General features: G+C 64.2%; 19 protein-coding genes. 10 read left to right on the plus strand and 9 right to left on the minus strand.

The window, feature by feature from the left end:
• Positions 1 to 35: 35 nt before the first annotated feature.
• From parC to EPN80_RS10390, 5 genes are all read right to left on the minus strand, one after another.
• Positions 36 to 2,369, minus strand: a complete 2,334-nt coding sequence (parC, locus tag EPN80_RS10370) for a DNA topoisomerase IV subunit A (protein WP_293026427.1) — start codon at positions 2,367 to 2,369, stop codon at positions 36 to 38.
• Between the two features lie 49 nt (positions 2,370 to 2,418).
• Entirely contained in the window at positions 2,419 to 4,395 is a 1,977-nt protein-coding gene (locus EPN80_RS10375; RefSeq protein WP_293026429.1) for a DNA topoisomerase IV subunit B, read from the minus strand.
• Positions 4,396 to 4,572: 177 nt separating this feature from the next.
• A complete protein-coding gene (locus EPN80_RS10380) occupies positions 4,573 to 6,504 on the minus strand; it encodes an ATP-binding cassette domain-containing protein (RefSeq protein WP_293026431.1) in 1,932 nt (643 codons plus the stop codon).
• Between the two features lie 83 nt (positions 6,505 to 6,587).
• On the minus strand, positions 6,588 to 7,061 hold the full coding sequence (locus tag EPN80_RS10385) for a GNAT family N-acetyltransferase (protein ID WP_293026433.1): 474 nt from the start codon (positions 7,059 to 7,061) through the stop codon (positions 6,588 to 6,590).
• Positions 7,062 to 7,104: 43 nt separating this feature from the next.
• Positions 7,105 to 7,338 (minus strand): hypothetical protein, encoded by a 234-nt coding sequence (locus EPN80_RS10390; protein ID WP_293026435.1) that lies wholly within the window; start codon positions 7,336 to 7,338, stop codon positions 7,105 to 7,107.
• Positions 7,339 to 8,117: 779 nt separating this feature from the next.
• Here EPN80_RS10390 and EPN80_RS10395 point away from each other — a divergent pair.
• From EPN80_RS10395 to EPN80_RS10415, 5 genes are all read left to right on the plus strand, one after another.
• Positions 8,118 to 8,273, plus strand: coding sequence for a hypothetical protein (locus EPN80_RS10395; protein WP_293026437.1), 156 nt, complete (start codon positions 8,118 to 8,120; stop codon positions 8,271 to 8,273).
• Positions 8,258 to 9,970 (plus strand): hypothetical protein, encoded by a 1,713-nt coding sequence (locus tag EPN80_RS10400; RefSeq protein ID WP_293026439.1) that lies wholly within the window; start codon positions 8,258 to 8,260, stop codon positions 9,968 to 9,970. The genes EPN80_RS10395 and EPN80_RS10400 overlap by 16 nt, the downstream gene beginning before the upstream one ends.
• A gap of 81 nt (positions 9,971 to 10,051) precedes the next feature.
• Positions 10,052 to 10,681, plus strand: a complete 630-nt coding sequence (locus EPN80_RS10405; RefSeq protein ID WP_293026441.1) for a hypothetical protein — start codon at positions 10,052 to 10,054, stop codon at positions 10,679 to 10,681.
• Entirely contained in the window at positions 10,639 to 11,124 is a 486-nt protein-coding gene (locus EPN80_RS10410) for a T6SS immunity protein Tli4 family protein (protein WP_293026443.1), read from the plus strand. Before EPN80_RS10405 ends, EPN80_RS10410 begins: the two co-directional genes overlap by 43 nt.
• 102 nt (positions 11,125 to 11,226) lie before the next feature.
• A complete protein-coding gene (locus EPN80_RS10415) occupies positions 11,227 to 11,478 on the plus strand; it encodes a PAAR domain-containing protein (protein WP_293026587.1) in 252 nt (83 codons plus the stop codon).
• 390 nt (positions 11,479 to 11,868) lie between these two features.
• Here the strand turns inward: EPN80_RS10415 and EPN80_RS10420 are convergent, their stop codons facing one another.
• Both EPN80_RS10420 and EPN80_RS10425 read right to left on the minus strand, forming a co-directional pair.
• Positions 11,869 to 12,399, minus strand: a complete 531-nt coding sequence (locus EPN80_RS10420; RefSeq protein ID WP_293026445.1) for a hypothetical protein — start codon at positions 12,397 to 12,399, stop codon at positions 11,869 to 11,871.
• Positions 12,400 to 12,537: 138 nt separating this feature from the next.
• Entirely contained in the window at positions 12,538 to 15,129 is a 2,592-nt protein-coding gene (locus tag EPN80_RS10425) for an MMPL family transporter (protein ID WP_293026447.1), read from the minus strand.
• Positions 15,130 to 15,233: 104 nt separating this feature from the next.
• Here EPN80_RS10425 and EPN80_RS10430 point away from each other — a divergent pair, with 104 nt between their 5' ends.
• The 5 genes from EPN80_RS10430 (at position 15,234) to EPN80_RS10450 (ending at position 20,258) form a co-directional block, all read left to right on the plus strand.
• On the plus strand, positions 15,234 to 15,845 hold the full coding sequence (locus EPN80_RS10430) for a phospholipid-binding protein MlaC (RefSeq protein WP_293026449.1): 612 nt from the start codon (positions 15,234 to 15,236) through the stop codon (positions 15,843 to 15,845).
• Between the two features lie 152 nt (positions 15,846 to 15,997).
• Positions 15,998 to 16,957, plus strand: a complete 960-nt coding sequence (ispH, locus tag EPN80_RS10435) for a 4-hydroxy-3-methylbut-2-enyl diphosphate reductase (RefSeq protein WP_293026450.1) — start codon at positions 15,998 to 16,000, stop codon at positions 16,955 to 16,957.
• Positions 16,958 to 16,974: 17 nt separating this feature from the next.
• Entirely contained in the window at positions 16,975 to 18,096 is a 1,122-nt protein-coding gene (hpnH, locus tag EPN80_RS10440) for an adenosyl-hopene transferase HpnH (protein WP_293026452.1), read from the plus strand.
• Positions 18,097 to 19,098, plus strand: coding sequence for a hopanoid-associated sugar epimerase (hpnA, locus tag EPN80_RS10445; protein ID WP_293026454.1), 1,002 nt, complete (start codon positions 18,097 to 18,099; stop codon positions 19,096 to 19,098).
• The gene (locus EPN80_RS10450) at positions 19,095 to 20,258 is read left to right on the plus strand and encodes a glycosyltransferase (protein WP_293026456.1); all 1,164 of its coding nucleotides are present in this window, start codon (positions 19,095 to 19,097) and stop codon (positions 20,256 to 20,258) included. Before hpnA ends, EPN80_RS10450 begins: the two co-directional genes overlap by 4 nt.
• Here EPN80_RS10450 and EPN80_RS10455 read toward each other — a convergent pair.
• Both EPN80_RS10455 and shc read right to left on the minus strand, forming a co-directional pair.
• Positions 20,243 to 20,956 (minus strand): phosphorylase, encoded by a 714-nt coding sequence (locus EPN80_RS10455; protein WP_293026458.1) that lies wholly within the window; start codon positions 20,954 to 20,956, stop codon positions 20,243 to 20,245. The two genes, EPN80_RS10450 and EPN80_RS10455, sit on opposite strands and share 16 nt — an antisense overlap.
• Positions 20,953 to 22,911 carry a squalene--hopene cyclase gene (gene shc, locus EPN80_RS10460; protein WP_293026589.1) on the minus strand — a complete coding sequence of 653 codons (1,959 nt, stop codon included), beginning with the start codon at positions 22,909 to 22,911 and terminating at the stop codon, positions 20,953 to 20,955. Before shc ends, EPN80_RS10455 begins: the two co-directional genes overlap by 4 nt.
• Between the last annotated feature and the right edge of the window lie 159 nt (positions 22,912 to 23,070).

Genomic DNA, 23,070 nt, shown 5'->3' on the forward strand with positions numbered 1-23,070 from the left:
ACATGCCTCCGAAAAATGGGGGGTAGGGTCAAGCATCAGGGCGTGGCAGTCGTCCCCGGTGTCATTTGCGGCAACACCGGCATCAGATCCGTCACCTTGAATTTTGTTGCCGGAGCGCGGCCCCGGCGCGCGCGCTTGCCGAGGTGCGGGGTCAGCGCTTCGCCGGCGAGCGTCGCCTGTTGCGGCTTGCCGCCACGGCCCACGCCAAACAGCACCAGCCCGCCCGGGCCGATCGGCAGAGCCTGCAGCAAGGTCTCCTTGCCGCCGAGGTCAATGAGCGTGAGCCCGCGCCCTCCGCCACTGAGCGACTTGATTTCATCCAGCTCGCATACCAGCACGCGCCCGTCGGCCGACAGGCACGCCAGTTGATGCGCGCCTTGCCAGACAGGCGCCGGCCGCAGCGGCGCGGCGCCGTCGTCGATCGTCATGAACGCCTTGCCGGCCTTGACGCGGCTGACCATATCGCCGATCCGCGCGGTAAAACCAAAGCCGGCGCTGGTCGCCAGCATCAGCACCTGTTCGGCCGGTCCAGCGAAATAATGCGTCAGATGCGATCCTGGCTCCAGCTCGACCAGCGACGTCATCGGCACGCCATCGCCGCGCCCGCCGGGCAACGCCGAGACCGGCACCGAGTAGACCCGGCCGCTGCTGCCCCAGGCGATCAGTTGATCGACCGAGCGGCACTCGAATGCGCCATACAGGGCGTCGCCGCTTTTGAAGCTGAATTGCTGCTGATCGAGACCATGCCCTTTTTGCGTGCGCAGCCAGCCCTTTTGCGACACCACCACGGTAACGGGTTCGTCGACTACGCGCGTCTCCAGGGTGGCGCGCTTTTCCTCCTGGATCAACGTGCGGCGGGCGTCGCCGAATTGCTTGGCGTCCGCCTCGATCTCCCTGATGATGAGCCGCTTCATGGCCGTCTCGCTGGCGAGCAGTTCTTCGAGCTTGGCCTTTTCGTCACGCAGCGTTGCCAGCTCCTGTTCGAGCTTGATCGCTTCGAGACGGGCCAATTGGCGCAAGCGGATTTCGAGAATATCTTCGGCTTGCCGCTCGCTCAGACCGAACGCTTCGATCAACGCCGTCTTGGGTTCGTCCGATTCGCGAATAATGCGAATCACCTCGTCGATATTGAGGAAGACCGTCAGACGCCCTTCCAGGATGTGAATGCGATCGTCCACCTTGCCGAGTCGATACTGCGTGCGGCGCGTGACCGTGGCAAAGCGAAAGCCGATCCATTCGCTCAGGATGTCGCGTAGCGATTTCTGGCGCGGCCGGCCGTCGGCGCCGATCATCACCAGATTGATCGCCGCGTTCGACTCCATGCTGGTATGCGCCAGCAGCGCATTGACAAACTCGGTCTGATCGATCCGGCTCGACTTCGGTTCGAACACCAGCCTGACCGGCGCGTTCTTGCCAGATTCGTCGCGCACCGCGTCGAGCAGCGCCAGCACGCTTTGCTTGAGCTGCGTCTGCTCGGGAGTCAGCGACTTCTTGCCGAGCTTGACCTTTGGGTTGGTGATTTCCTCGATCTCTTCGAGCACTTTCTGGCAGGAGGCGTTGGGCGGCAATTCATGCACCACCAGTTGCCACTGACCACGCGCCAGCTCCTCGATTTTCCAGCGCGCCCGCACTTTCAGACTGCCGCGGCCGGCCTCGTAGGCGGCGCGGATGTCGGCCTGGCTCGAAATGATCTGGCCACCGCCTGGAAAATCGGGTGCGCTGATGTGGTCGAGCAAGTCGCCCGAATCGAGCTTCGGATTGCGAATCAAGGCGATCGCCGCGTCGGCCACCTCGCGCAGATTGTGCGACGGAATCTCGGTCGCCAGCCCCACCGCAATGCCGGAAGCGCCATTGAGCAGCACGAACGGCAGACGCGCCGGCAAGGTCCTGGGCTCTTCGGTCGAACCGTCATAGTTAGGCACGAAATCGACCGTGCCGGCATCGATTTCGTCGAGCAGCAGGCGAGCGATCGGCGTCAGGCGTGCTTCGGTGTAGCGCATGGCCGCCGCACCATCGCCGTCGCGCGAGCCGAAATTACCTTGCCCGTCGATCAGCGGATACCGCATCGAGAAGCCTTGGGCCAGACGTACCAGGGCGTCATAGGCCGACTGGTCGCCGTGCGGGTGAAACTTGCCCAGCACGTCGCCGACCACGCGCGCGGACTTGACCGGTTTGGCGTCGGCCGCCAGCCCCATCTCGTTCATCGCGAAGAGGATGCGGCGCTGCACCGGCTTTTGCCCATCGCAAACGTCGGGCAGCGCGCGCCCCTTGACCACGCTGACCGCATAGTCGAGGTAGGCGCGTTCGGCATAGGCGCCGAGCGTCAGGGCATCGGCATCCGGCTCGAAAAGAATGTCTTGTTGTTCCATAAATCAGCTGTGCATTTTCAGAAATCGGAGAGAAGATTCGGCCAGTCGCTCAGATGTCGGCTTGCGCCTCGTTGCCTTTCTCTTCGAGCCAACTGCGGCGCGCCGCCGCTTCGCCTTTGCCCATCAACATATTCATGCGCGCGACGGTCGTATCGAAATCGAGCTCGCCGAGCTTGACCGGGCTCAGGCGGCGGGTGTCGGGATTCATGGTGGTCTCCCACAATTGCTCCGCGCTCATTTCGCCCAGCCCCTTGAATCGGCTGATCGCCCAACTACCCTCGCGCACGCCTTCCTTGCGCAGCTTGTCCAGAATCGCCTCCAGCTCGCCTTCATCAAGCGCATACAGCTTCTGGACCGGCTTCTTGCCGCGCGCCGGCGCGTCGACCCGATACAGCGGCGGGCGTGCGACGAACACATGACCGCGCGCAATCAACTGCGGGAAGTGACGGAAGAACAGCGTCAACAGCAATACCTGAATGTGCGAGCCGTCCACGTCGGCGTCCGACAAAATGCAGATTTTGCCGTAACGCAAATTCGACAGATCGGCGTCCTGCCCCTGGCCGTGCGGGTCGACGCCGATCGCCACGGCGATATCGTGCACCTCGTTATTGGCGAACAGCCGATCGCGCTCGGTTTCCCAGGTATTGAGCACCTTGCCGCGCAGCGGCAGGATGGCTTGGAACTCCTTGTCGCGGCCCATCTTGGCCGAGCCGCCAGCCGAATCGCCCTCGACCAGGAACAGTTCATTGCGCGCGATGTCTTCCGATTCGCAGTCGGTCAGCTTGCCAGGCAGCACCGCCACGCCCGAACTCTTGCGCTTCTCGATCTTTTGTCCGGCGCGCGTGCGCGCCTGCGCCTGGCGTATCACGAGTTCGGCCAGCTTCTTGCCATGCTCGACGTGCTGGTTGAGCCACAGTTCAAGCGCCGGCCGAGTAAAGGCCGACACCAGGCGCACCGCGTCGCGGCTGTTCAAACGCTCCTTGATCTGCCCCTGGAACTGCGGATCGAGCACTTTGGCCGACAGCACGAAAGACACGCGCGAGAAAACGTCTTCCGGCAGCACCTTGACGCCCTTGGGCTGCAGGCCATGCAACTCGACGAAGCTCTTGACGGCCTGGAACAACCCGTCGCGCAGCCCGGCTTCGTGCGTGCCGCCAGCCGGCGTGGGAATCAGGTTGACGTACGATTCGCGCACCAGCGCGCCGTCTTCGCTCCAGGCCACGACCCATGCCGCGCCCTCGCCTTCGGCGAAGCTATCTTCGTTCGCATCGGCGAACCGCTCGCCCTCGAACAGGGGAATCAGCGGTTCAGCGCCATTGAGCGCCTCCAGCAGATAGCCACGCAGACCATGCTCGTAGCGCCACTCCTGCTGGTCGCCATTTTTTTCGTTGCGCAGTCTCACGCACACGCCGGGCAGCAGCACGGCCTTGGAACGCAACAGGCGTTGCAAGTCGGGCAACGGAATGTGATTCGCGTCGAAATACTTGGGGTCGGGCCAGACCGTCACGCGCGTGCCGCTTTTTTTCTCGCCGCGCGCGATGGGGCGCGAGCGCAGGGGCTCGCTCACATCGCCGCCGGAGAAGACGATATCCGAGACCTGGCCATCGCGCCAGACCGTGACCGCCAGGCGGGTCGACAACGCATTGGTGACCGAAACGCCGACACCGTGCAAGCCGCCCGAGAAAGTGTAGGCACCGCCGGCGGCCTTATCGAACTTGCCGCCGGCGTGCAACCGGGTAAAAACGATTTCGACCACCGGCACCCGCTCCTCCGGGTGCGGGCCGACGGGGATGCCGCGTCCGTCGTCCTCGACGCTGACGCTGCCGTCTTTGTGCAGCGTGACGTCGATCTGATTGCCGTATCCGCCCAGCGCCTCGTCCGAGGCGTTGTCGATCACTTCCTGAACGATATGCAGCGGATTTTCGGTACGCGTGTACATGCCCGGCCGCTGCTTGACCGGCTCGAGCCCCTTGAGCACCTTGATCGACGCTTCGCTGTATTGCGCGGATGACGTTTTCTTCGACATGTTTTTTCTTGACTGACGGTCCGGATCTGCCCGCACTTTTCCACAGCGGATGTGGACAAGTGCGGGGAAAACCCGTTGAAATTTTTCAAAAACATCATGGAATCAAAGCGTTCCATGTTGCGCCCGGAATCTGGGCAGATCCGGCGCCCGGTTCGGCGCGCCTATTCTACGGGAGACTCAGCCGTTTTCCCCACGCCGCTTGGCTTCGAGCGCCTCCCAGCGCTCGAGCGCCTCGAGCAACGCCAGCTCGATCGCTTCGTGCCGCTCGCTCAACGCGGCCCCGCGCTGCGGATCGACGGCAAACACGCTGCCGTCCTCCAACTGCGCGGCAATCGTCTTTTGCTCGCTTTCCAATGCGGCGATCTGTTCGGGCAGCGTGTCGAGTTCGCGCTGCTCCTTATAGCTCAGCTTGACCGTGCGATTGGCGCCACGCGACACCTTGGCGTCTTCCTTCGCAGCGGGTTTGGCATTGGCCCCGCCGGCCGCGGCCAGCGCCTGGGCCCGCGCCGACTGCACCTGCCAGTCGCTGAATCCACCGACATATTCCCGCCACAGGCCCTCGCCTTCGGCGGCGACGACCGAGGTCACGACATTGTCCAGAAAGGCGCGATCGTGGCTGACCAGAAACACCGTGCCGGCGAAATCCTCCAGCAGCTCCTCGAGCAGCTCGAGCGTCGGAATGTCGAGGTCGTTGGTCGGCTCGTCGAGCACCAGCACGTTGGCGGGCCGGGCGAACAGCCGGGCCAGCAGCAGGCGGTTGCGCTCACCGCCCGAGAGCGAGCGCACCGGCGAGCGGGCGCGCTCGGGCGAGAACAGAAAGTCACCCAGATAGCTCATGACATGCTTGCGCGCGCCGTTGATCTCGATCCAGTCGCTACCGGGACTGATGGTGTCGACCAGGGAGCGCTCCGGGTCAAGCTGCGCGCGCATCTGATCGAAATAGGCAATCTGCAGATTGGTGCCGTTGCGCACTTGGCCCGTATCAGGCGGCAACTGCCCCAGAATGAGCTTGAGCAGGGTAGTCTTGCCGGCACCGTTCGGGCCGATGATGCCGACCTTGTCGCCGCGCATGAAGGTGGCTGAAAAATCCCGCACCACGCAGCGCGCGCCGAAAGACTTGCTGATATCGGTAAGCTCCGCAATGACCTTGCCTGAGCGATCGGCCTGCGAGATATCGAGCTTGACGTTGCCCTGTGCCTCGCGACGCGCGACGCGCTCGCGTCGCATCTGCAGCAAACGCTCGATGCGCGACACGCTGCGCGTGCGGCGTGCCTCGACGCCCTTGCGGATCCACACCTCTTCCTGCGATAACAATTTATCGAACTTTTCGTTCTCGACCTGCTCGGCTGCCAGCTGTTGCGCCTTACGCTCCTGGTACTTGGAAAAATTGCCCGGATAGGACAGCAGCCGGCCGCGATCGAGTTCAACGATGCGAGTCGCCACGCGATCGAGAAAGCTGCGGTCGTGCGTAATGAACAACAAGCTGCCGCGAAAGCCCAGCAGCAGCTCTTCCAGCCAGCGGATCGAGTCGAAGTCGAGGTGATTGGTGGGTTCGTCAAGCAGCAGCACGTCGGGGCGCGCAACCAGCGCTTGCGCCAGCGCCACGCGCTTTTGCAGCCCGCCCGAGAGCGTACCTACACGCGCATGGCCATCGAGCTTGAGCTGCGCCAGGGTGGTCTCGACCCGCGTCTTGAGCTGCCAGCCATCGCTGGCATCGAGTGAAGCCTGCAATGCGGTGAACTCGGTGAGCAACGCATCGTGCTCAGGGCCCTCGCCGCTGCGCGCCAGTTCGTCGGCGATCCGCTCATAAGCCGAGAGCGTGACATGCATCTCACCGAGCCCGCTGGCGACCGCGTCGAATACCGTCTGCTGCGCATCGAAAGACGGCTCCTGCGGAACGTAGACGGTGCTGATGCCGTTTTGCCGGGTGATCTGACCGTCGTCAGGAGCGATCAACCCCGCGACGATTTTCAGCAGAGACGACTTGCCGGCGCCATTGCGTCCGATCAGGCCAACGCGCTCGCCAGCCTCCAGTGAAAACTCGGCATGGTCGAGCAGCGCAACGTGACCGAACGCCAGTTGCGCGGCGGAAATGGAAAACAGGGACATAGGTAGGGATGCGTGCGGAACTGCAAAAAGGGCTATTGTACGCGCGGCCCCCTGCGGCGTCGCGCAGTCTGCCGCGTCCGGCCTCAGGCGTGCCGCAGCATTTCCAGGTGGGGAATGCCGTCTTCATCGTAGGGTTCGCCGACCCTGACGAAACCAAACGATTCGTAAAAGCGCTGCAAGTACATCTGGGCACCGATGCGAACCGTGCTGCGAGGCCAATGCGTCTGGATGCAATCGAGTCCGTAAGCCACCAGCCGGCGCCCCATGCCAGTGCGGCGGTAGGCGGCGGCGGTCAGAACACGGCCAAGCGACGCCTCGGGATAGGACACGCCAGGCCGCAGCAAGCGTGCGTAAGCGGCAATGATCACCTGTCCGGATTCGCCCGGTGCCTGTGCAAAGACATGCAGCGCGCGCTCATCCTTGCCGTCGATATCGGCATAAAGGCATCGCTGCTCGAGCACGAATACCGCGGCGCGGGCGGCCAGGATGCCGTACAGCTCATCGGCTTGGAGTGATTCGAAGCGTTTGCAGTGCCATTGCATGGGGGCGAGGAGCAAAAATAGGGGCTCGATATAAGGGGGGGGCGCCGCGCTAGCCGGCTCAGTGAAAACGCACAATCCCTTGTTCGATGTCGGCCCGGGCATTGCGCTCGGCGTCGTCGAGCGCCGTATGCCGGCTCTCGAAACCGTAGGCGGTCTGAACCTGATACGTGCGAACCTTCTTCAGGCCGGTGTCAGTCGGCTGCAGAATTTCGTAGAACGCGTCCCAGCGCGCATTGTCGCGCTGCACCGCGCTGACGTGGTAATGAAGATCTTGGTATTTGGTGTATTTCATCTTGTTCAAATTTCTCGCTTGATTCGGCGCATCTTCGCAGCTGTGTTTTGCAAATGCGTGACGAAGGTGGCATCCGGTCGATAAAACGCCAGGCCATGCTCGCCACCCGAGCGGCATCGAGCCGTAACGGGCGCACTGGCAGGCCGGGCCTACCGCAATCAGGCACGGCATCCGATGGAGCTGCGTGCCCGCTGAAAATCTACCTCGGCCGGTCGACGAAAAATCCGTCAACGCGAACGAAAAATGCAAACCGGGTAATGGGCTGGCAGAGGAAAAAGCGCGCGAAAAAACTTGTTATGCGTGAAATGCGAATATGCAGGGGAACTGCAGAAACCAACAAGATGGCGCGCAAAAACTTTCTTTTAATTAGGCAAATGTCATGCGGCTAGGGGCGGATTATACATCAAGCCGCCGCCAACGGCCAACCTCGCCCGCCGCGCTACGTCGCGAAACCACGAAATATTCAGGTCTGCGGCAGGCCATGGACCCGATTTTAGGCGTCGCGAGCAAATCCATTGCCCGGCTCCGCATGGCGCCGTGTCTCCGCCGGCGGCCAACGCCTTCGGCCGCTCACTTTGACAACCGCACCCCTCCCGCGGGTGAATCGGCCATTTCGGGTACACCGCCCAGGGATACAAAAACAAAAAGCTTTTTCAGGCGATTTTTGGGCTAACTCCTGCTTCGCGACGCGAGTAAAACGGTTATGGTTTCCCCTTGCTTCCGAGTTACTTTGCATAACGAAGCTTTTGTCACGCATCATGCCCGCCAGAGATGGATCCATGCCGAGCCGCTTCGATCACGCCACCGTCGCCCCGCCAGACCGCTCGCTCTATTCCTTCGAAATGCCGGTCGTGATCGCCCAGCGACAAGGGTTCAACACGGAAGGCATGACCGCCGGTTTTCCAGCCCTGAAGATTCCATGGAGTATCGAATGACTACCTCAGACGATGCAGTACGCTATGCGCCGGGCTCCATCACGGCCGACGGAGACTATATCTTTTCCTGGCATTTGACCTCGTGCCAGCGCAAGGATCCGGTCATTCTCGAAATACCTCCCGAGGAGGCGCTGCCGGTGATCTTCGTGCCGGGCATCATGGGTTCGAATCTGCGCAGCAACGACAACAACGGTGCTCAGAAAGAGGCGGTCTGGCGACTTGACAACAGCTCCCTTTGGAACTGGGTCCCCATTGCCAAGGATAAGCCAATAGATTTGCTCAAGGAAATGATCACGGCACTTGCAGGGGACCGCCAACAGTCGCTACATCCGGAGAAAGTCGACGTCGACCCTGGTGGAGCCACCCCTCGACAGGCGGGCGGCTCGGTATACGATCCGGAGCAATACGGCGAGCGCGGCTGGGGCGAAATCGGCGAAGGCAGCTATCACGGCTTTTTGCTGTGGCTGGAGCAAACGCTCAACGGCCAGGGATACAACCCGGCCACCTGGCCTGAGTTCCATTATCCCGCCATGAGCGCGGCGCCCGCACCCGGCCAGAAGCCGTGCGTCCCCAGGCTCCCGCCGGGCATCCGCATGAGCCTGCGCGGGCTGCCGGATAAATGCGATGCCGGCCCGCTCGAGCTGTATTCCGACGATCTGCTTGCACGGGCCGGCTATCGCATGCCCGTCTACGCGTGCGGCTATAACTGGCTGGACAGCAACCTCGCCGCCGCCGAGCGGCTCAGGCAACGCATTCTCACCATCATCCAGGCGAACAACCACCGGCACTCCCGCTGCTCGCGGGTCGTTCTCATTACCCATTCGATGGGCGGGCTGGTGGCGCGCGCCTGCCAGCAACTGGCGGGCATGCGCGAGGCGATTGCGGGCATCGTGCACGGCGTGATGCCCGGCGTGGGGGCGGCCGTGGCCTACCGCCGCTGCAAGATCGGCATGTGGGACGAAGGCGGCGTGCCGGCCAAGGCGGCCAGCCAGGTCATCGGCCGCACGGGCCAGGAAACCACCGCCGTGTTTGCCCAGGCGCCCGGCGCGCTGCAACTGCTGCCTACCCGGCAGTACCGGCCGGGGTGGCTCACCATCGCCGGGCCCTGCGGTAAAGCGCTGAAGACCGAGCCGCGCTCCGGCGATCCCTACAAGGACATCTATTTGCGCGAGGACCGCTGGTGGGGATTGATCCGCAAGGAATGGCTCAATCCGCCAAACGGGAGTGGATTGGATTGGGAGCAATACACGAAAAACCTTGGCAAGGCCGCGAAATTCCACGACGGGCTTCAAGACGACTATCACCCCAATACCTACATCTTCTACGGCAACGCCCCGAACCTACATCTTCTACGGCAACGCCCCGAAGGCCAACAGCTTCGACGGCGTGCACTGGCGGAATCAACCCGGCCTGCGGCCCGAAGGCGAGCCCTCGCCAACGGCCGATCAGGTCAGCCGGATGAGCTTTGCGCAGGTGCGCGACGACGGCAGCAACCCCCAGTACGTCGGTGGCAAGGCGCACATCGTGCCCGCGCCGATGCACCCCGTCGTCATGCAAAGCAGCCACTGGGAGCTGGTATGCGCCAGTCAGGACAGCGGCGGCGACGGCACCGTGCCCATCAGCTCAGGCGCCTTTGCGCTGCACAGCGGCGGTGCGGCGATCCAGCATCAGCTGGGCATTCCCACCATCGAGCATGAAAGCGCCTATCACGACGAGACGGCGCGCCGGTTCGTGCTGTATGCGCTGCAGAAAATCGCCAGCCGAGCCAGGGCCAGCCAATGAGCCGGCTGTTGCGATATGCCTGCGGCGCGCTGCTCGCCGCCTCGATGAGCGCATGCGGTCCGACCGCCAAGGAGAAACAGGTAATGAGCGAATTGACCTCCCGGATGAAGCCGGTGTGCATGGGCCGGTTTGTCATGGACGTGCCCGAGGGAATGCGGTTCGGCGGCCACGTGACGCTGTACTATGGTCTCGGCATCAACTTCAAGAAAGTCGAAGCATTCATCGAATCGCATGACGCGAGGCCCGAGTCGATGCGTGAGCAGATGGATGCTCGGGCCAGGACGATCGATCAAGGCGACAAGAACTGGAGAACCAAGCGATCGATGCTCCTGGAATACCGACCGGTCAACGAGCACATGATCTATCTTCGCAAACAAGATGATCTTGCTGGTGCTGCCGCCAGCAATCACGAACTCCACGTTCTGGTGGGCAAAACCCAACTGGTCCTGAAGCCGGACGTTACTCGCCCGGCGGCAAGGTGGAGACGCCCGAGCAGGTGGCGGCCCGGCTATTCAAGATTGCCGGCCAGATCCGCCCCTACGACGACCCACACAAGGCCGGCCCGGGCTTTTGCCTCGGGTCGGTGGTCATCGACAGCAACAACGACGAGGAGACTGCCTCGATAGGATTTCGCATGGATCAATATCCCGATCTGGGTCTTCGCATCTACAGCAAAGCCTTGACTCCGGACGGTTCGGACAAAACATTGCTTGAGCGTGCCGCTCAAGTCGAGAGTCAGTTTAGTGTCGATGTACTGCGCAAAGGTAATGTTGCCTTGGCCGACATGGCAGCCCAAGAATGGCTGACCACGGGGAGCGATAAGCACGACAATCTCACTCTGCTGTTCCGGGTCGAATCCATGCGCGCCGATCCGTCGTTTGTACGGCCGCTTATATCCATCAAGTTAAAAACCGGCGGACAACTCACCGGAGGCCCCGGCGAGGGGAAATACGTCGCGTCCTCGCTCACACCACGCGAAGCCATCGCGCTATGGGATGCCATCGTCTCGTCCATACGCGTGCGGCCAAACGCGGTCAGATCTGCCTCGTCTTCCGATCAATCCGTGTAGTCCCGGCAACAAGGCAGCGATTGAATAAGCCTCGACATTCGCCTCGACAGCACTTGTGTTTTGAACCGTCAACGGCCCACGAGCATCGCGAACCAGGAAAAGATCATGGATTTCTTACGTCTGGGCGATGCCACCGATCACGGCGACAGAGTCATCGCCGCCGCCTCCGCGATGAATTATGACGGACGGCCGTTGGCGCGCATGGGTGATGGCATGACTTGCGGCAAACATTCCAATGCTCGCCCCAATCGCATCACCGACGGCGATCCAACGATGACGGGCGACGGTGTCCCGTTTGCACGCCACGGTCGCCGCGTCGAATGCGGGCGCCAGTTGATCCCCAGTGTCATATAACGACACGCTCGCGCCGGTTGAACTGCCCAGCCTCCAGGGAGGTCTCCTCGCCGCCCCGGTCGCCGCGACATATTCGCCGGGTAGGCAAGACTGTTGGAACGCCGCCGTCCCACGCGCCGTCGAGGCCTCGCCGCTACCTGCTGAAAATGGTGTGACGAGGTTCGGCACCCGACTGCACGTGCACAGTGGTCTCGAGCGTGAAAAAATCTGAAAACAACTGCTGCACGGCGTTCCCGCCCTGCCGGGCGCCATATGATGCGGTCCAGTCCAGTGTGGCGCCGATGTCGAGACAATGAAGGCGCGGCAAGTCGGCTCTTCGATGCGACACCGGGAACGTCAGTCCGAACGACCACTCACCCCGGCAAGCGAGCGGGTAGCGCACAATCCGCGCTAGCGCCGGGCGAAGGCCTGCGGGCTGGTTTGCACATCGAGTTGTGCAAGCAGCCAATACATGTAGCCGGCAAACGCGCCGAACACGAGATGGCCGGCCAGCATCAGCCAGCCGCGCGAGGCGGCGAACCACGGAAAAACGTCGGTCATCACGTAGAAATTGAACAGATAGACCGCCAAACCGAACACGGCGCCGGCAATCGATACGGTTGCCACGTCGGAGTCGAGCCGGAACGGTGCGACGATCGCTCCCAGGATCAGCCCCAGGCCGACGCCAAGCGCGAAATGCACGGCCAGCGCAGCGGCCACGACGGTCACGTCGAAGGTGGCCGGCGGCGGCAGGACGCCCGTGCCGAGCAGGATGGCCGCCACCATGCGCGACGGTATCCAGGGACTTTGTCCTGTCACCAGCAGCACCGCCAGCATTTCCACCGCGGAAAAGAACGCGCAGGCAGCGAATCCGGCCGTCGCGGCGGCGGCCCAGTCAGGTTTGCGATGGGTGAAATGATGCGTGTCCAGATGAAGTTCCATGCCATCCTCCTTGCCAAGGCGCCATCGAGGTGCGTCATCCCTAGCATAGGTCGGGAGCGGCGATTCATCCACTCGACGCTTGCCGCAGCGCATCATGGCGGCCATGCCGGGCGTGTTGGCCCGGCATGGCCGCCCGGTTCAGCGCCGTGCGCGCGGCTTGCCCATCAGCACGGGCTGGAAAAACACCGCACCGATCAGCGTGCAGGCCAGCGACAGCGCCAGCAGCTTGCCCATGCTGGAAGTCCCCGGGTGATGGGACAGCCACAGGCTGCCGAAGGCAATGGCGGTGGTCGCCGCCGACAGGATGACCGCCTGCGTCAGGCTCGATTGCAACAAGCCCGTGCCACCCGCGCGCCAGGCGATCACGTAATAGATTTTGAATGCCACGCCTACGCCAAGCAGCAATGGCAGCGCGATGATGTTGGCGAAATTCAGTGGCAGGCCGGCCAGCACCGAGATTTCCAGCGTGACGGCGGCTGACACGAGCAAAGGTACGAGCGTGCGCAACACGTCGCCAAAATTGCGCAGTGCCAGCCACAGCAGGAGCGTGATGGTAACCAGGGCCAGGATGCCCGCTTCGATGAAAGCGCGAATGATGGTGTTGGCCGAGTAAAGAATCGAGATCGGGCCGCCGATCGCGTCGGGCATCGCCCGCAATACCGCCTGGCTGAACGCGCGCAGCATTGCATCATTGTTCGGATCGGCACCGGGCGCTACCTTCGGCGAGACATTGACCAAGGCGCGCCCGTCGGCCGCGAGCCACTGCCTGGCAAGCGCTGGCGGAACGCCGCCCAGCGTCACCGGCTGCGGCTCGAGGGCCAGGCGCAAGTCGGCCAAGGCCAGGCGCAACGAGCCGGCAATCGCATGGTCGGCCCGATCACGTGCCGCAGCGTCGGCGCCCGCCAGCTTGCGTAACCCGGCAGCCAACCGCTCGGCCTGCGCGGCGCCCGGCCCCGGATGGTCGAGCGCGGCGTTTTCCAGCTGGCTGGCGGCCACGCGCAGCGCCGCCACGCGTGCCTCGTCCGGCGCGGGCGATGCGGGCGGCTGATCGAGCACGGGTATGAGCTGCGCGGCAACCGACTGAATCTCCGCCAGTTTTTCCGGCTGGTCAGGCGGCACGAAGCTGCTTAGCGTCACGACCCGCCCCACTTGCGGCAACCCGCGCAACTTGGCTGCGTCTGCGTCGGCGGCGGCCAGCGACGGCGCCAGGATTTGCACGTCGTTGACGCCGGTTTGCGGCGAATTGGCCAGCTTGAGCAACGTCGCCATCGATTCGGTATGCGGATCTTTCAGATGCAACGGATTGAAATCGAAGCGCAGATGCAACAGCAGAGGCAAGCCCGCCAACACCAGCGCCAGCGTGCCAAACAGCAACGGGCGGCGGTAGCGCTGTGTGAAATCGTCGACCGGCGCAAGCCAGCGAAACCCAGGCGCGGCCCGTTCGCCGGCAGGCCCCAGCACGCGAATGAGGGCCGGCAGCAGCGTGATGCTCGACGGGAAGGCGACGCACAGGATGCCGACGCCCGCGATCTGCCCCAGTTCGGCGACCCCCCGGTAGTGAGTCGGCAGAAACGAAAAGAAACTCGCGGCGGTGGCCGCTGCGGCCAGCGACAGCGGCATCGCCAGCGATCGTCCGGCGTGTGCCAGCGCCAGGTCGAGATCCTGGTGCAGATGCCGCTCCTCGCGGTAGCGCACGCCGAACTGAATGCCGAAATCGACGCCGATGCCGACGAAAAGGACGGCGAATGCCACCGAAATCATGTTCAGGGCGCCCACCATCCACAGGCCGAGCGCGGCCGTCACCGCCAGGCCAGCCAATAGCGTGATGAATACCGCGATAACCATCTTGCCCGAGCGCACCGCCAGCCACAGCACCGCCAGCACCGCCAGCAAGGTGGCGATGGCGTTGGGCACCGCACCTTGTGCTACCGAGCCGAATTCTTCATCGGCCAGCGGCTGGGAGCCGGTCAGGCGGACCGTCGCGCCGTATCGTTGCCGCAGTTGCAACGCCTCGGCAGTAGCGCGAATCCGCTCGGATGCGGCGGCGCCGGCCTCGAGCGCGGTATAGTCCAGCACCGGTTGCACCTCGACGAAACTGAGCGGCACCGCGTCGGGCTCGACCAGCGTGCGCCATGACAGGCCCGCCGGGCGCCCGGCCAGCACGGCGTCGACCGTATCCGCGCTGTGCGAGAGCAGCCCGGCCATATCGGCCAGGTGCACCTGGCCGGTCAGCAAGGGCGTTTGCAGCGTGACCGACAGCAAATTGGCCAGGCCGGTCAGGGTCGGGTCGCCGGCCAGCCGGTTCAGCAAGGGTTTGGCATCGAGCAGCTTTTTGCTCAGGCTCGCCAAATCGTCGCGCGAGGCGAACAGCAGCGCGTTGCGCGCGAAAAACTCGCCCGCGCCCGGCCGGCTGACGGACCGGAAGAACCGCGGCTCGCCGGCTAGCCTGGCGGCCAATTCGGCCGCCGCGCGGTCGGCAAATTCTGCGGATGGTGATTCGATCACCGCGAGCGTGGTATCGGAGCGTTGTGGAAAAGCCCTATCGATGGCCTTGTCGCGCTGGGCCCACGGCGTGCGACTGTCGATCAGGCCGGATACGTCGGTATTGATGGCAAAGTGCGAGGCCACATAAAAGCAGCTCGCTGCCGCCAGCAACAATGAGGCGGCGATGACCAGATACGCGTGCCGTGTCGAGAACCGAACCACGCGCACGATGATCGAAGTCAGCATGCAGAATCCTGATGAGATAGGGAATCGCCGGTAGTATACCGGGCGGGCACTGCCGCGCGGCGGCTGAGGCGCCCAACACAACAACGATGGTACAAGGCAAGCGGATGAAGAAATTTCTAATGGCATTGATGACGGCGTTGACCATGACCGGCGCGCTGGCGCAACCCGGCGCCGCCAGTCCGGACACGGCAGTCAAGCAAGCGGTCGAGACCGTCGTCAAGGCCGCCAAGGCCGACCCGGCCTCACGTGCGGGGGACGTTCTCGCCACGGTCAAGGTCGTGGAGCGCGATTTCCTCCCTTACACCGATTTTCGTCGCACCACCCGACTGGCGGTCGGCGCGGCCTGGAACAAAGCGACGCCAGCCCAGCAGCAGCAGTTGTTCGAGCAGTTCCAGACAGTGCTGGTGCATACCTACGCGTTGCAATTGACCCAGTTGCGCGGCCAGACGCTGACATTTCACTTCTCGCCGGCCACCCTCAGCGCCAACGGAACCGACGCGGTCGTCAATACCCGCGTCAGCGGCTCGGGCGATGATCTCGAGGTCGGCTACCGCCTGGGGCGCACCAGCGACGGCTGGAAGATTTACGATATCGATATGATGGGCGCCTGGCTGATTCAAATCTACCGCCAGCAATTCGCCGACCAGATCGCGCGCAACGGCATCGACGGGCTGATCAAGTACCTGGCGGCGCACAATGCGCGCTTCGGTAAATAAGTGCCAGATCGACGGCGCCGGACCGCCCCGGATCGAGCAATAATCCCCGGCGGAGGTTACAATCGCTGCTGCCCTTAATCCAGCGGGCATGGTCGCGAGCGCCCGACGCTCCAGCAGACTACCCAACGGGTCGCCCCAAGTCGGAGAGCTACATGCAAGTCATTCTTGCTCAACCTCGCGGTTTTTGCGCAGGCGTCATTCGCGCAATCGAGATTGTCGAGCGTGCATTACAGAAATACGGCGCACCAGTCTATGTGCGTCATGAGATCGTCCATAACCGGCACGTCGTCGAATCGCTGAAGGCCAAAGGCGCACGTTTCATCGACGAACTGTCCGAAGCGCCGGCTGGCGCGGTCACGATTTTCAGCGCGCACGGCGTGGCCAAGGCGGTCGAGGTCGAAGCGCAGGAGCGCGGCCTGAAAGTGCTCAACGCGACCTGCCCGCTGGTCACCAAAGTGCATATCCAGGGCAAGAATTATGTTGCCAGCGGACGCGATGTGATTCTGATCGGACATGCCGGCCACCCCGAAATTCTCGGCACCATGGGACAGATCGACGGACCGGTCCACCTGGTGCAGACCGAGGCCGACGTCGACGCGCTGGATCTCGCGGCCGACACCCCCGTGTCGTACGTGACGCAGACCACGCTCTCGGTCGACGAAACGCGGGGCATCATCGCCGCGCTCAAGCGCCGCTTCACCAACATCGTCGGCCCCGACACCAAGGACATCTGCTACGCGACGCAAAACCGCCAGACGGCGGTGCGCGAGCTGTGCGCGCGCGCCGATGTGCTGCTCGTGGTCGGCGCGACCAATAGCTCGAACTCGAATCGACTGCGCGAAATCGGTGCCGAAGTCGGGGTGCCGAGCTATTTGCTGGCCGACGGCAGCGAGCTCGATCCCGACTGGGTGCGTGGCGCCCGCACGGTGGCCATCACCGCCGGCGCCTCGGCCCCGGAGCGCATGGTCGAAGACGTCATCGATGCTTTGCGCAAAATCGAGCCGGTCGAAGTGACCACCATGGACGGCATCGAGGAAACCATTCAGTTTCGCCTGCCGACCGAACTCACCGAAGATACTCCCGCCAAGGCGCCGCGCGCGGCGGCGGGTTAAGGCAATAGGAGCCGAACTTGGCAATTCCATTTCTGCAACAGGCGTATGTCGGCGCCTACCTGATGAAGCAGCGCATCAAGCGCACCAAGCGTTACCCGCTGGTCTTGATGCTCGAACCGCTGTTCCGCTGCAACCTGGCCTGCGCCGGCTGCGGCAAGATCGACTATCCGGACCCGATTCTCAATCAGCGCCTTTCGGTAGCCGAGGCGCTGGAAGCGGTCGACGAATGCGGCGCGCCGGTGGTCTCGATCGCCGGCGGCGAGCCGCTGCTGCACAAGGAAATGCCCGAGATCGTCAAGGGCATCATCGCGCGACGTAAATTCGTCTACCTGTGCACCAACGCGCTGCTGCTGGAGAAGAAGATCGACGACTACGAGCCGAGCCCGTTCTTCGTCTGGTCGATTCACCTCGACGGCGACCGCGAAATGCACGACAAATCGGTCTGCCAGGATGGCGTCTATGACCGCGCCGTCGCCGCGATCAAGCTCGCCAAGGAGCGCGGCTTTCGCGTCAATATCAACTGCACGCTGTTCAATGACGCCCAACCGGCACAGGTTGCCGCATTCTTCGATCAGACCAAGACGCTGGGCATCGACGGCATCACGGTCTCGCCCGGCTACGCCTACGAGCGTGCGCCGGACCAGCAGCACTTCCTGAATCGCGAAAAAACCAAGCAACTGTTCCGCGACATTCTCAAGCGCGGCCGCGGCGGGCGCGAGTGGTCGTTCAGTCAGTCCAGCCTGTTTCTCGATTTCCTGGCCGGCAACCGCACCTATCACTGCACGCCGTGGGGCAACCCGACGCGCACCGTGTTCGGCTGGCAACGCCCGTGCTACCTGCTCGGCGAGGGCTACACCAAGACCTACCGCGAGCTGATGGAGTCGACCGACTGGGACAAATACGGTACCGGCAACTACGAGAAGTGCGCCGACTGCATGGTGCACAGCGGCTACGAAGCCACCGCGGTGAACGACACCATGGCGCATCCACTGCGCGCGCTGGGCGTGGCGATGCACGGCGTACGCACCGAGGGGCCGATGGCGCCCGACGTGTCCTTCGACCAGCAGCGGCCGGCCGAATATGTCTTTTCCCGCCACGTCGAGATCAAGCTCGCCGAACTGGGTCATCACAAAGCGTAAATGCCCGATTCCGCCCGTGTGCTGATCACCGGCGCATCCGGTTTCGTGGGTTCGGCGGTGCTCCGCGCAGCGCTCGCGCGCGGTCATCGCGTGCGGGCGCTGGTGCGCGCCGCCAGCCCGCGCGATAACCTGCAAGGCCTCGACGTCGAACTTGTCGAAGGCGACATGCGCGACGCCACTTCGATGACCAAGGCGCTGTCAGGCGTGGGCGTTCTGCTGCACGTCGCCGCCGACTACCGCCTGTGGGCGCCAGATCCGGCCGACATCATGCGGGCCAATCTGGAAGGCACTCGCACCGTCATGCACGCTGCGCTGCGACAGGGCGTCGAGCGCATCGTCTACACCAGCAGCGTCGCCACGCTGCGCGTGCAGGGCGCAAGCGCCCCGGTGACCGAAGCGGCGCCGGCCGACGAACAGCAGACCATCGGCATCTACAAGCGCAGCAAGGTCGCGGCCGAGCGTCTGGTCGAGCAGATGATTGCCCGCCAAGGGCTGCCGGCGGTGATCGTCAATCCGTCGACCCCGATCGGCCCGCGCGACATCAAGCCGACGCCAACCGGGCGAATCATCGTCGAGGCCGCGCTCGGCAAGATTCCCGCTTTCGTCGACACCGGCCTGAACCTGGCGCACGTGGACGACGTCGCCGAAGGACATCTACTGGCGCTCGAGCGGGGCCGCATCGGCGAGCGCTATATTTTGGGCGGCGACGATGTGCTATTGCGCGACATGCTCGGCGAAATCGCCCGCATGACCGGCCGCAAAGCCCCGACGCTGACGCTGCCGCGTTGGCCGCTGTACCCGCTGGCGCACATAGCGCAAGGCGTCGCGCGCCTGAGCGGCAAAGAGCCCTTCCTCACAGTCGACGGGCTGAAAATGTCGCGCTATCACATGTTTTTCAGCTCGGCCAAGGCTCAGGCCGAACTGGGCTATCGCGCGCGCCCCTACGCCGAAGGCTTGCGCGACGCTCTCGACTGGTTTCGCGGCACCGGTTATCTGACATGAATGTACTCACCCTGCTCGGCGCCCTGGCGCTGGCCATCTGGATCTATCTGCTCAGCGCGCGCGGCGGCTTCTGGCTCACCCGGGAACGCGATACCCAGCCCGGCGACAGCCCGCTGATCGAGCCCGACGCCTGGCCGGCCGTCGCGGTAGTCATTCCGGCCCGCAACGAAGCCGAGTCGATTGCGCAGACCGTCGAGAGCCTTTGCCGGCAGGATTACCCGGGCGCTTTCCGGATCGTCGTGGTCGACGACCAGAGCGACGACGGCACCGCCGAGCTCGCCCGCGCCGCCGCCGCGGCCGCTGGCGCCGCGGCGCGTCTGGACGTGCTGCCCGGCGCCCCCCTGCCGGACGGTTGGACCGGCAAATTGTGGGCCGTGCATCAGGGCATCGCGCACGCCTGCGCCGGCGAGGAGCCACCTGCCTGGCTGCTGCTGACCGATGCCGACATCGCTCATACGCCCGACAACCTGCGCCGCCTCGTCACGCGGGCCGTGTCGGATAAGCGCGTGCTGGTCTCGCTGATGGCCAGGCTGCGCTGCGAGGCGTGGTTCGAGCGCACACTGATTCCCGCCTTCGTGCTGTTCTTCCAGATGCTGTATCCGTTCGCCTGGGTCAACCGGCGTCGGCATCCGATGGCGGCCGCCGCTGGCGGCTGCATGCTGGTGCGGCGCGACGCCCTCCAGACCGCGGGCGGCATTCAGATGATTCGTGACGAAATCATCGACGACTGTTCACTCGGCGCGCTGATGAAAAAGCAAGGCGCGATCTGGCTCGGACTGACCGAGCGCGCCGTGAGTCTGCGGCCCTACGATAATCTGGGCGAAATTCGCCGGATGGTCTCGCGCACGGCCTATGCGCAGCTGAAATATTCGCCATGGCTGCTGGCCGGCACGATCGCCTCGCTGCTGCTGACCTTCATCGTGCCCCCCGCACTCGCGCTGTTCGGCAGCGGCGCGGCGCAATTGATGGGTTCCCTGGCCTGGCTGGCCATGATGGTGGCCTATTTGCCAATGCTGCATTTCTATCGCTGCGCCCCCGGATATGCGCCGCTATTGCCAGGCATTGCGGCACTTTATACGCTATTCACTTTCGATTCCGCGTTTCAGCACTGGCGCGGGCGCGGCGGCATGTGGAAGGGCCGCGCTCAGGCGCGGCAATAAGCGAACTCGCGACCAAGCAACCGGCGCCCGGCCGCCATGGCCCGCCTGGCGCGCCGCGCATCACCGGCCAGGCGCAGCAAGTCGGGCAATTGCCCCGGATCCCGCGCCAGCGAGCACAACACGGCCCACACATCCGTCGAGCCGTCGGTGCGCAAGCCCGCCAGCGCGGCCTCCGGCAGCGAGCGCTCGGCCGGATCGATCACTACCCGGCAAACGACGAATGGCAATGCGCGTTGGGCGGCCAGACGGGCGACGATATGCGACTCCATGTCCGCCACGAGCGCTCCGCTCGCGTCATGCAACGCGCGCTTGGCCGCCACCTGCGTCACCGGCTCGGGAACACCGGCGAAATCGCCGTATGACGCACCCGGCAGCGCACGGCACAAGGCTTTCGACCAGCCCGGATGGGTCTCGAAATATTCCGTGTCGGTCAGCACTCGGCGCGCGACCACCCAGGTTCCGGGGCGCAGCGCATCGACCAGGCCGCCCGCCGTACCGAAACTGACCACGCCTCGGCAGCCCTGCGCCAGCACCGCGTCGAGCGTTTCGGCCAGCCCGGCATTCTGCTGGCAGACTACCCGCACGTCCGGCCCGGCGGCAATGCGTGCCTCGAACGGCATGCCGGTCACCACGACCACCGGCCGGTCGTCCTCCATGTGCTGCTCGCTGCCGCCCAATGCCGGCGCGGCCGGGCTCACATTCCCCCCGGCACCGGACACAGGTTGCGCACCGCCAGGTTGCGGTATCGCGCCAACGCCCACAGCGGAAAGAATTTGCGATACCCGTGATAGCGCAGGTAGAACACCCTCGGGAACCCCGTCGCCGTGAACAGCGCCTCTTCCCAGAGTCCGTCGCCCCCCTGGGTCTCCAGAAGGTAGGCGATGCCGCTGGCTACCGCCGGATCGTCCACATAGCCGGCAGCCATCAAACCCAGCAGCGCCCACGCCGTTTGCGAGGCCGTGCTCGGCGCACGCTCATAGCCGTGGTAATCGAGCTTGTAGCTCTCGCCGTCCTCGCCCCAGCCGCCGTCGTCGTTCTGAATTGCCAGCAGCCACTGCGCGCCGCGCTGCAGCGGCGCGCTGCCAGGCGCGAGGCCGGCCGCGCGCAGTCCGCACAGCGCCGACCAGGTGCCGTAGATATAATTCATGCCCCAGCGGCCATACCAGCTGCCGTCGGCCTCCTGTTCATCGAGCAGGTACTGGCGAGCCCGCGCGGCGGCGACCTCCCGCTCCGGCGAGAGCGGTAGCTGCGCCAGCATCGACAGGCAGCGGGCCGACACGTCGGCAGTCGGCGGGTCCAGCAGCGCGCCATGGTCGGAAAACGGGATGTTGTTCAAATACAGATGGGTGTTTTCCGGTTCGAACGCGCCCCAGCCGCCATTGCCGCTTTGCATGCCGATGACCCACTCGCAACCGCGGTCGATCGCTTCGCGAAACCGGTCATCGCCGCGCAGGCGCGCGACGCGATCCATTGCCATGGCCACCACCGCAGTGTCGTCGACGTCCGGATAATGCGGATTGGCAAACTGGAACGCCCAGCCGCCCGGGCGCACGTGCGGCCGGCGCGAAATCCAGTCGCCGCGCGTCTCGAGAATCTGCAGCGGCGCGAGCCACGACAAGCCGCGCTCGGCCTGCTCGATGGCTCGCGCGTCGCCCGTCTCGAGCAGCGCCTGCGCGCTCAGTGCGGTATCCCAGATAGGCGACAGGCAAGGCTGGCAATAAGCCTCCTGCTCATGCACGACCAGCAGTTTGTCGAGCGAGCGGCGCGCAATCGCACGTCGCGGGTGATTTTCCGCATAGCCGAGCACGTCGTACATCATGACCGCGTTGGCCATTGCAGGGAAAATCGCCCCCAGGCCGTCCTCGCCATTGAGGCGCTCGTCGACAAAACGCACTGCCGCATCGATGGCGCGCTGCCGCAGCCGCTTGGGAAACCACTTGTCGGTCGCACGCAGCAACGCGTCGACGCCGGCAAAGAACGTGAACCACAGCCGGCTCTGATGTGCAGCCCGCGATGGCGGCCCCACCTCGCGCGGCGAGCCGATGAACAGTTCGTCGATCGTCACGCCCTTCGGGTTGCGCGCGCGGGGCCGCTTGGCCTGCAGCACCAGCAGCGGGACGATCACCGTGCGCGCCCAATAGGAAATCTTCGATAGATGGAACGGAAACCAGGTCGGCAACAGCATGATTTCGACTGGCATCATCGGCACGGCCCGCCAGTCGACGACCCCGTAGAGCCCGAGCAGGATGCGGGTGAACACATTGCTGCCGGCGGCACCGCCGCGCGCCAGAATGGCCTCGCGGGCCCGAACCATGTGCGGCGCATCGACCGGATCACCGATCATTTTCAGCGCGAAATAGGCCTTGACGCTGGCGCTCATGTCGAACGCACCATCGTGAAACAGCGGCCAGCCGCCATGATTGCCCTGAATGCGTCGCAGATAGACGGCGATTTTCGCCTCCAGCGCGGCATCCGGCGCCTCGCCCAAATAATGGCGTAACAGCACGTATTCCGCCGGAATCGTGGCATCCGCCTCGAGTTCGAAAAGCCAATAACCGTCGGCATGCTGCAGCGCCAGCAGCGCGTCGCGCGCGCGCTCGACGCCGGTCTCGACCCGCTGCGCAAATTCGCCCGGCAGCGACTGCCGTGTCATGTCCGGCGCTGACTGATCGTGTGCCGTTTGCATGATTGCTTGATCAGACAAGAGAACTCCCAACAAAATATCAAAGCCCGCCTGAATGGCGGCCACGCTGTGTCTGCGATCCGGTCAGTGCGCGCGTTCGCCTGCGGCCAGCCCCGCTACCGGGCCCAT

The sequence above is a fragment of the Pandoraea sp. genome (assembly GCF_004297875.1).
Classification (GTDB): Bacteria; Pseudomonadota; Gammaproteobacteria; order Burkholderiales; family Burkholderiaceae; genus Pandoraea.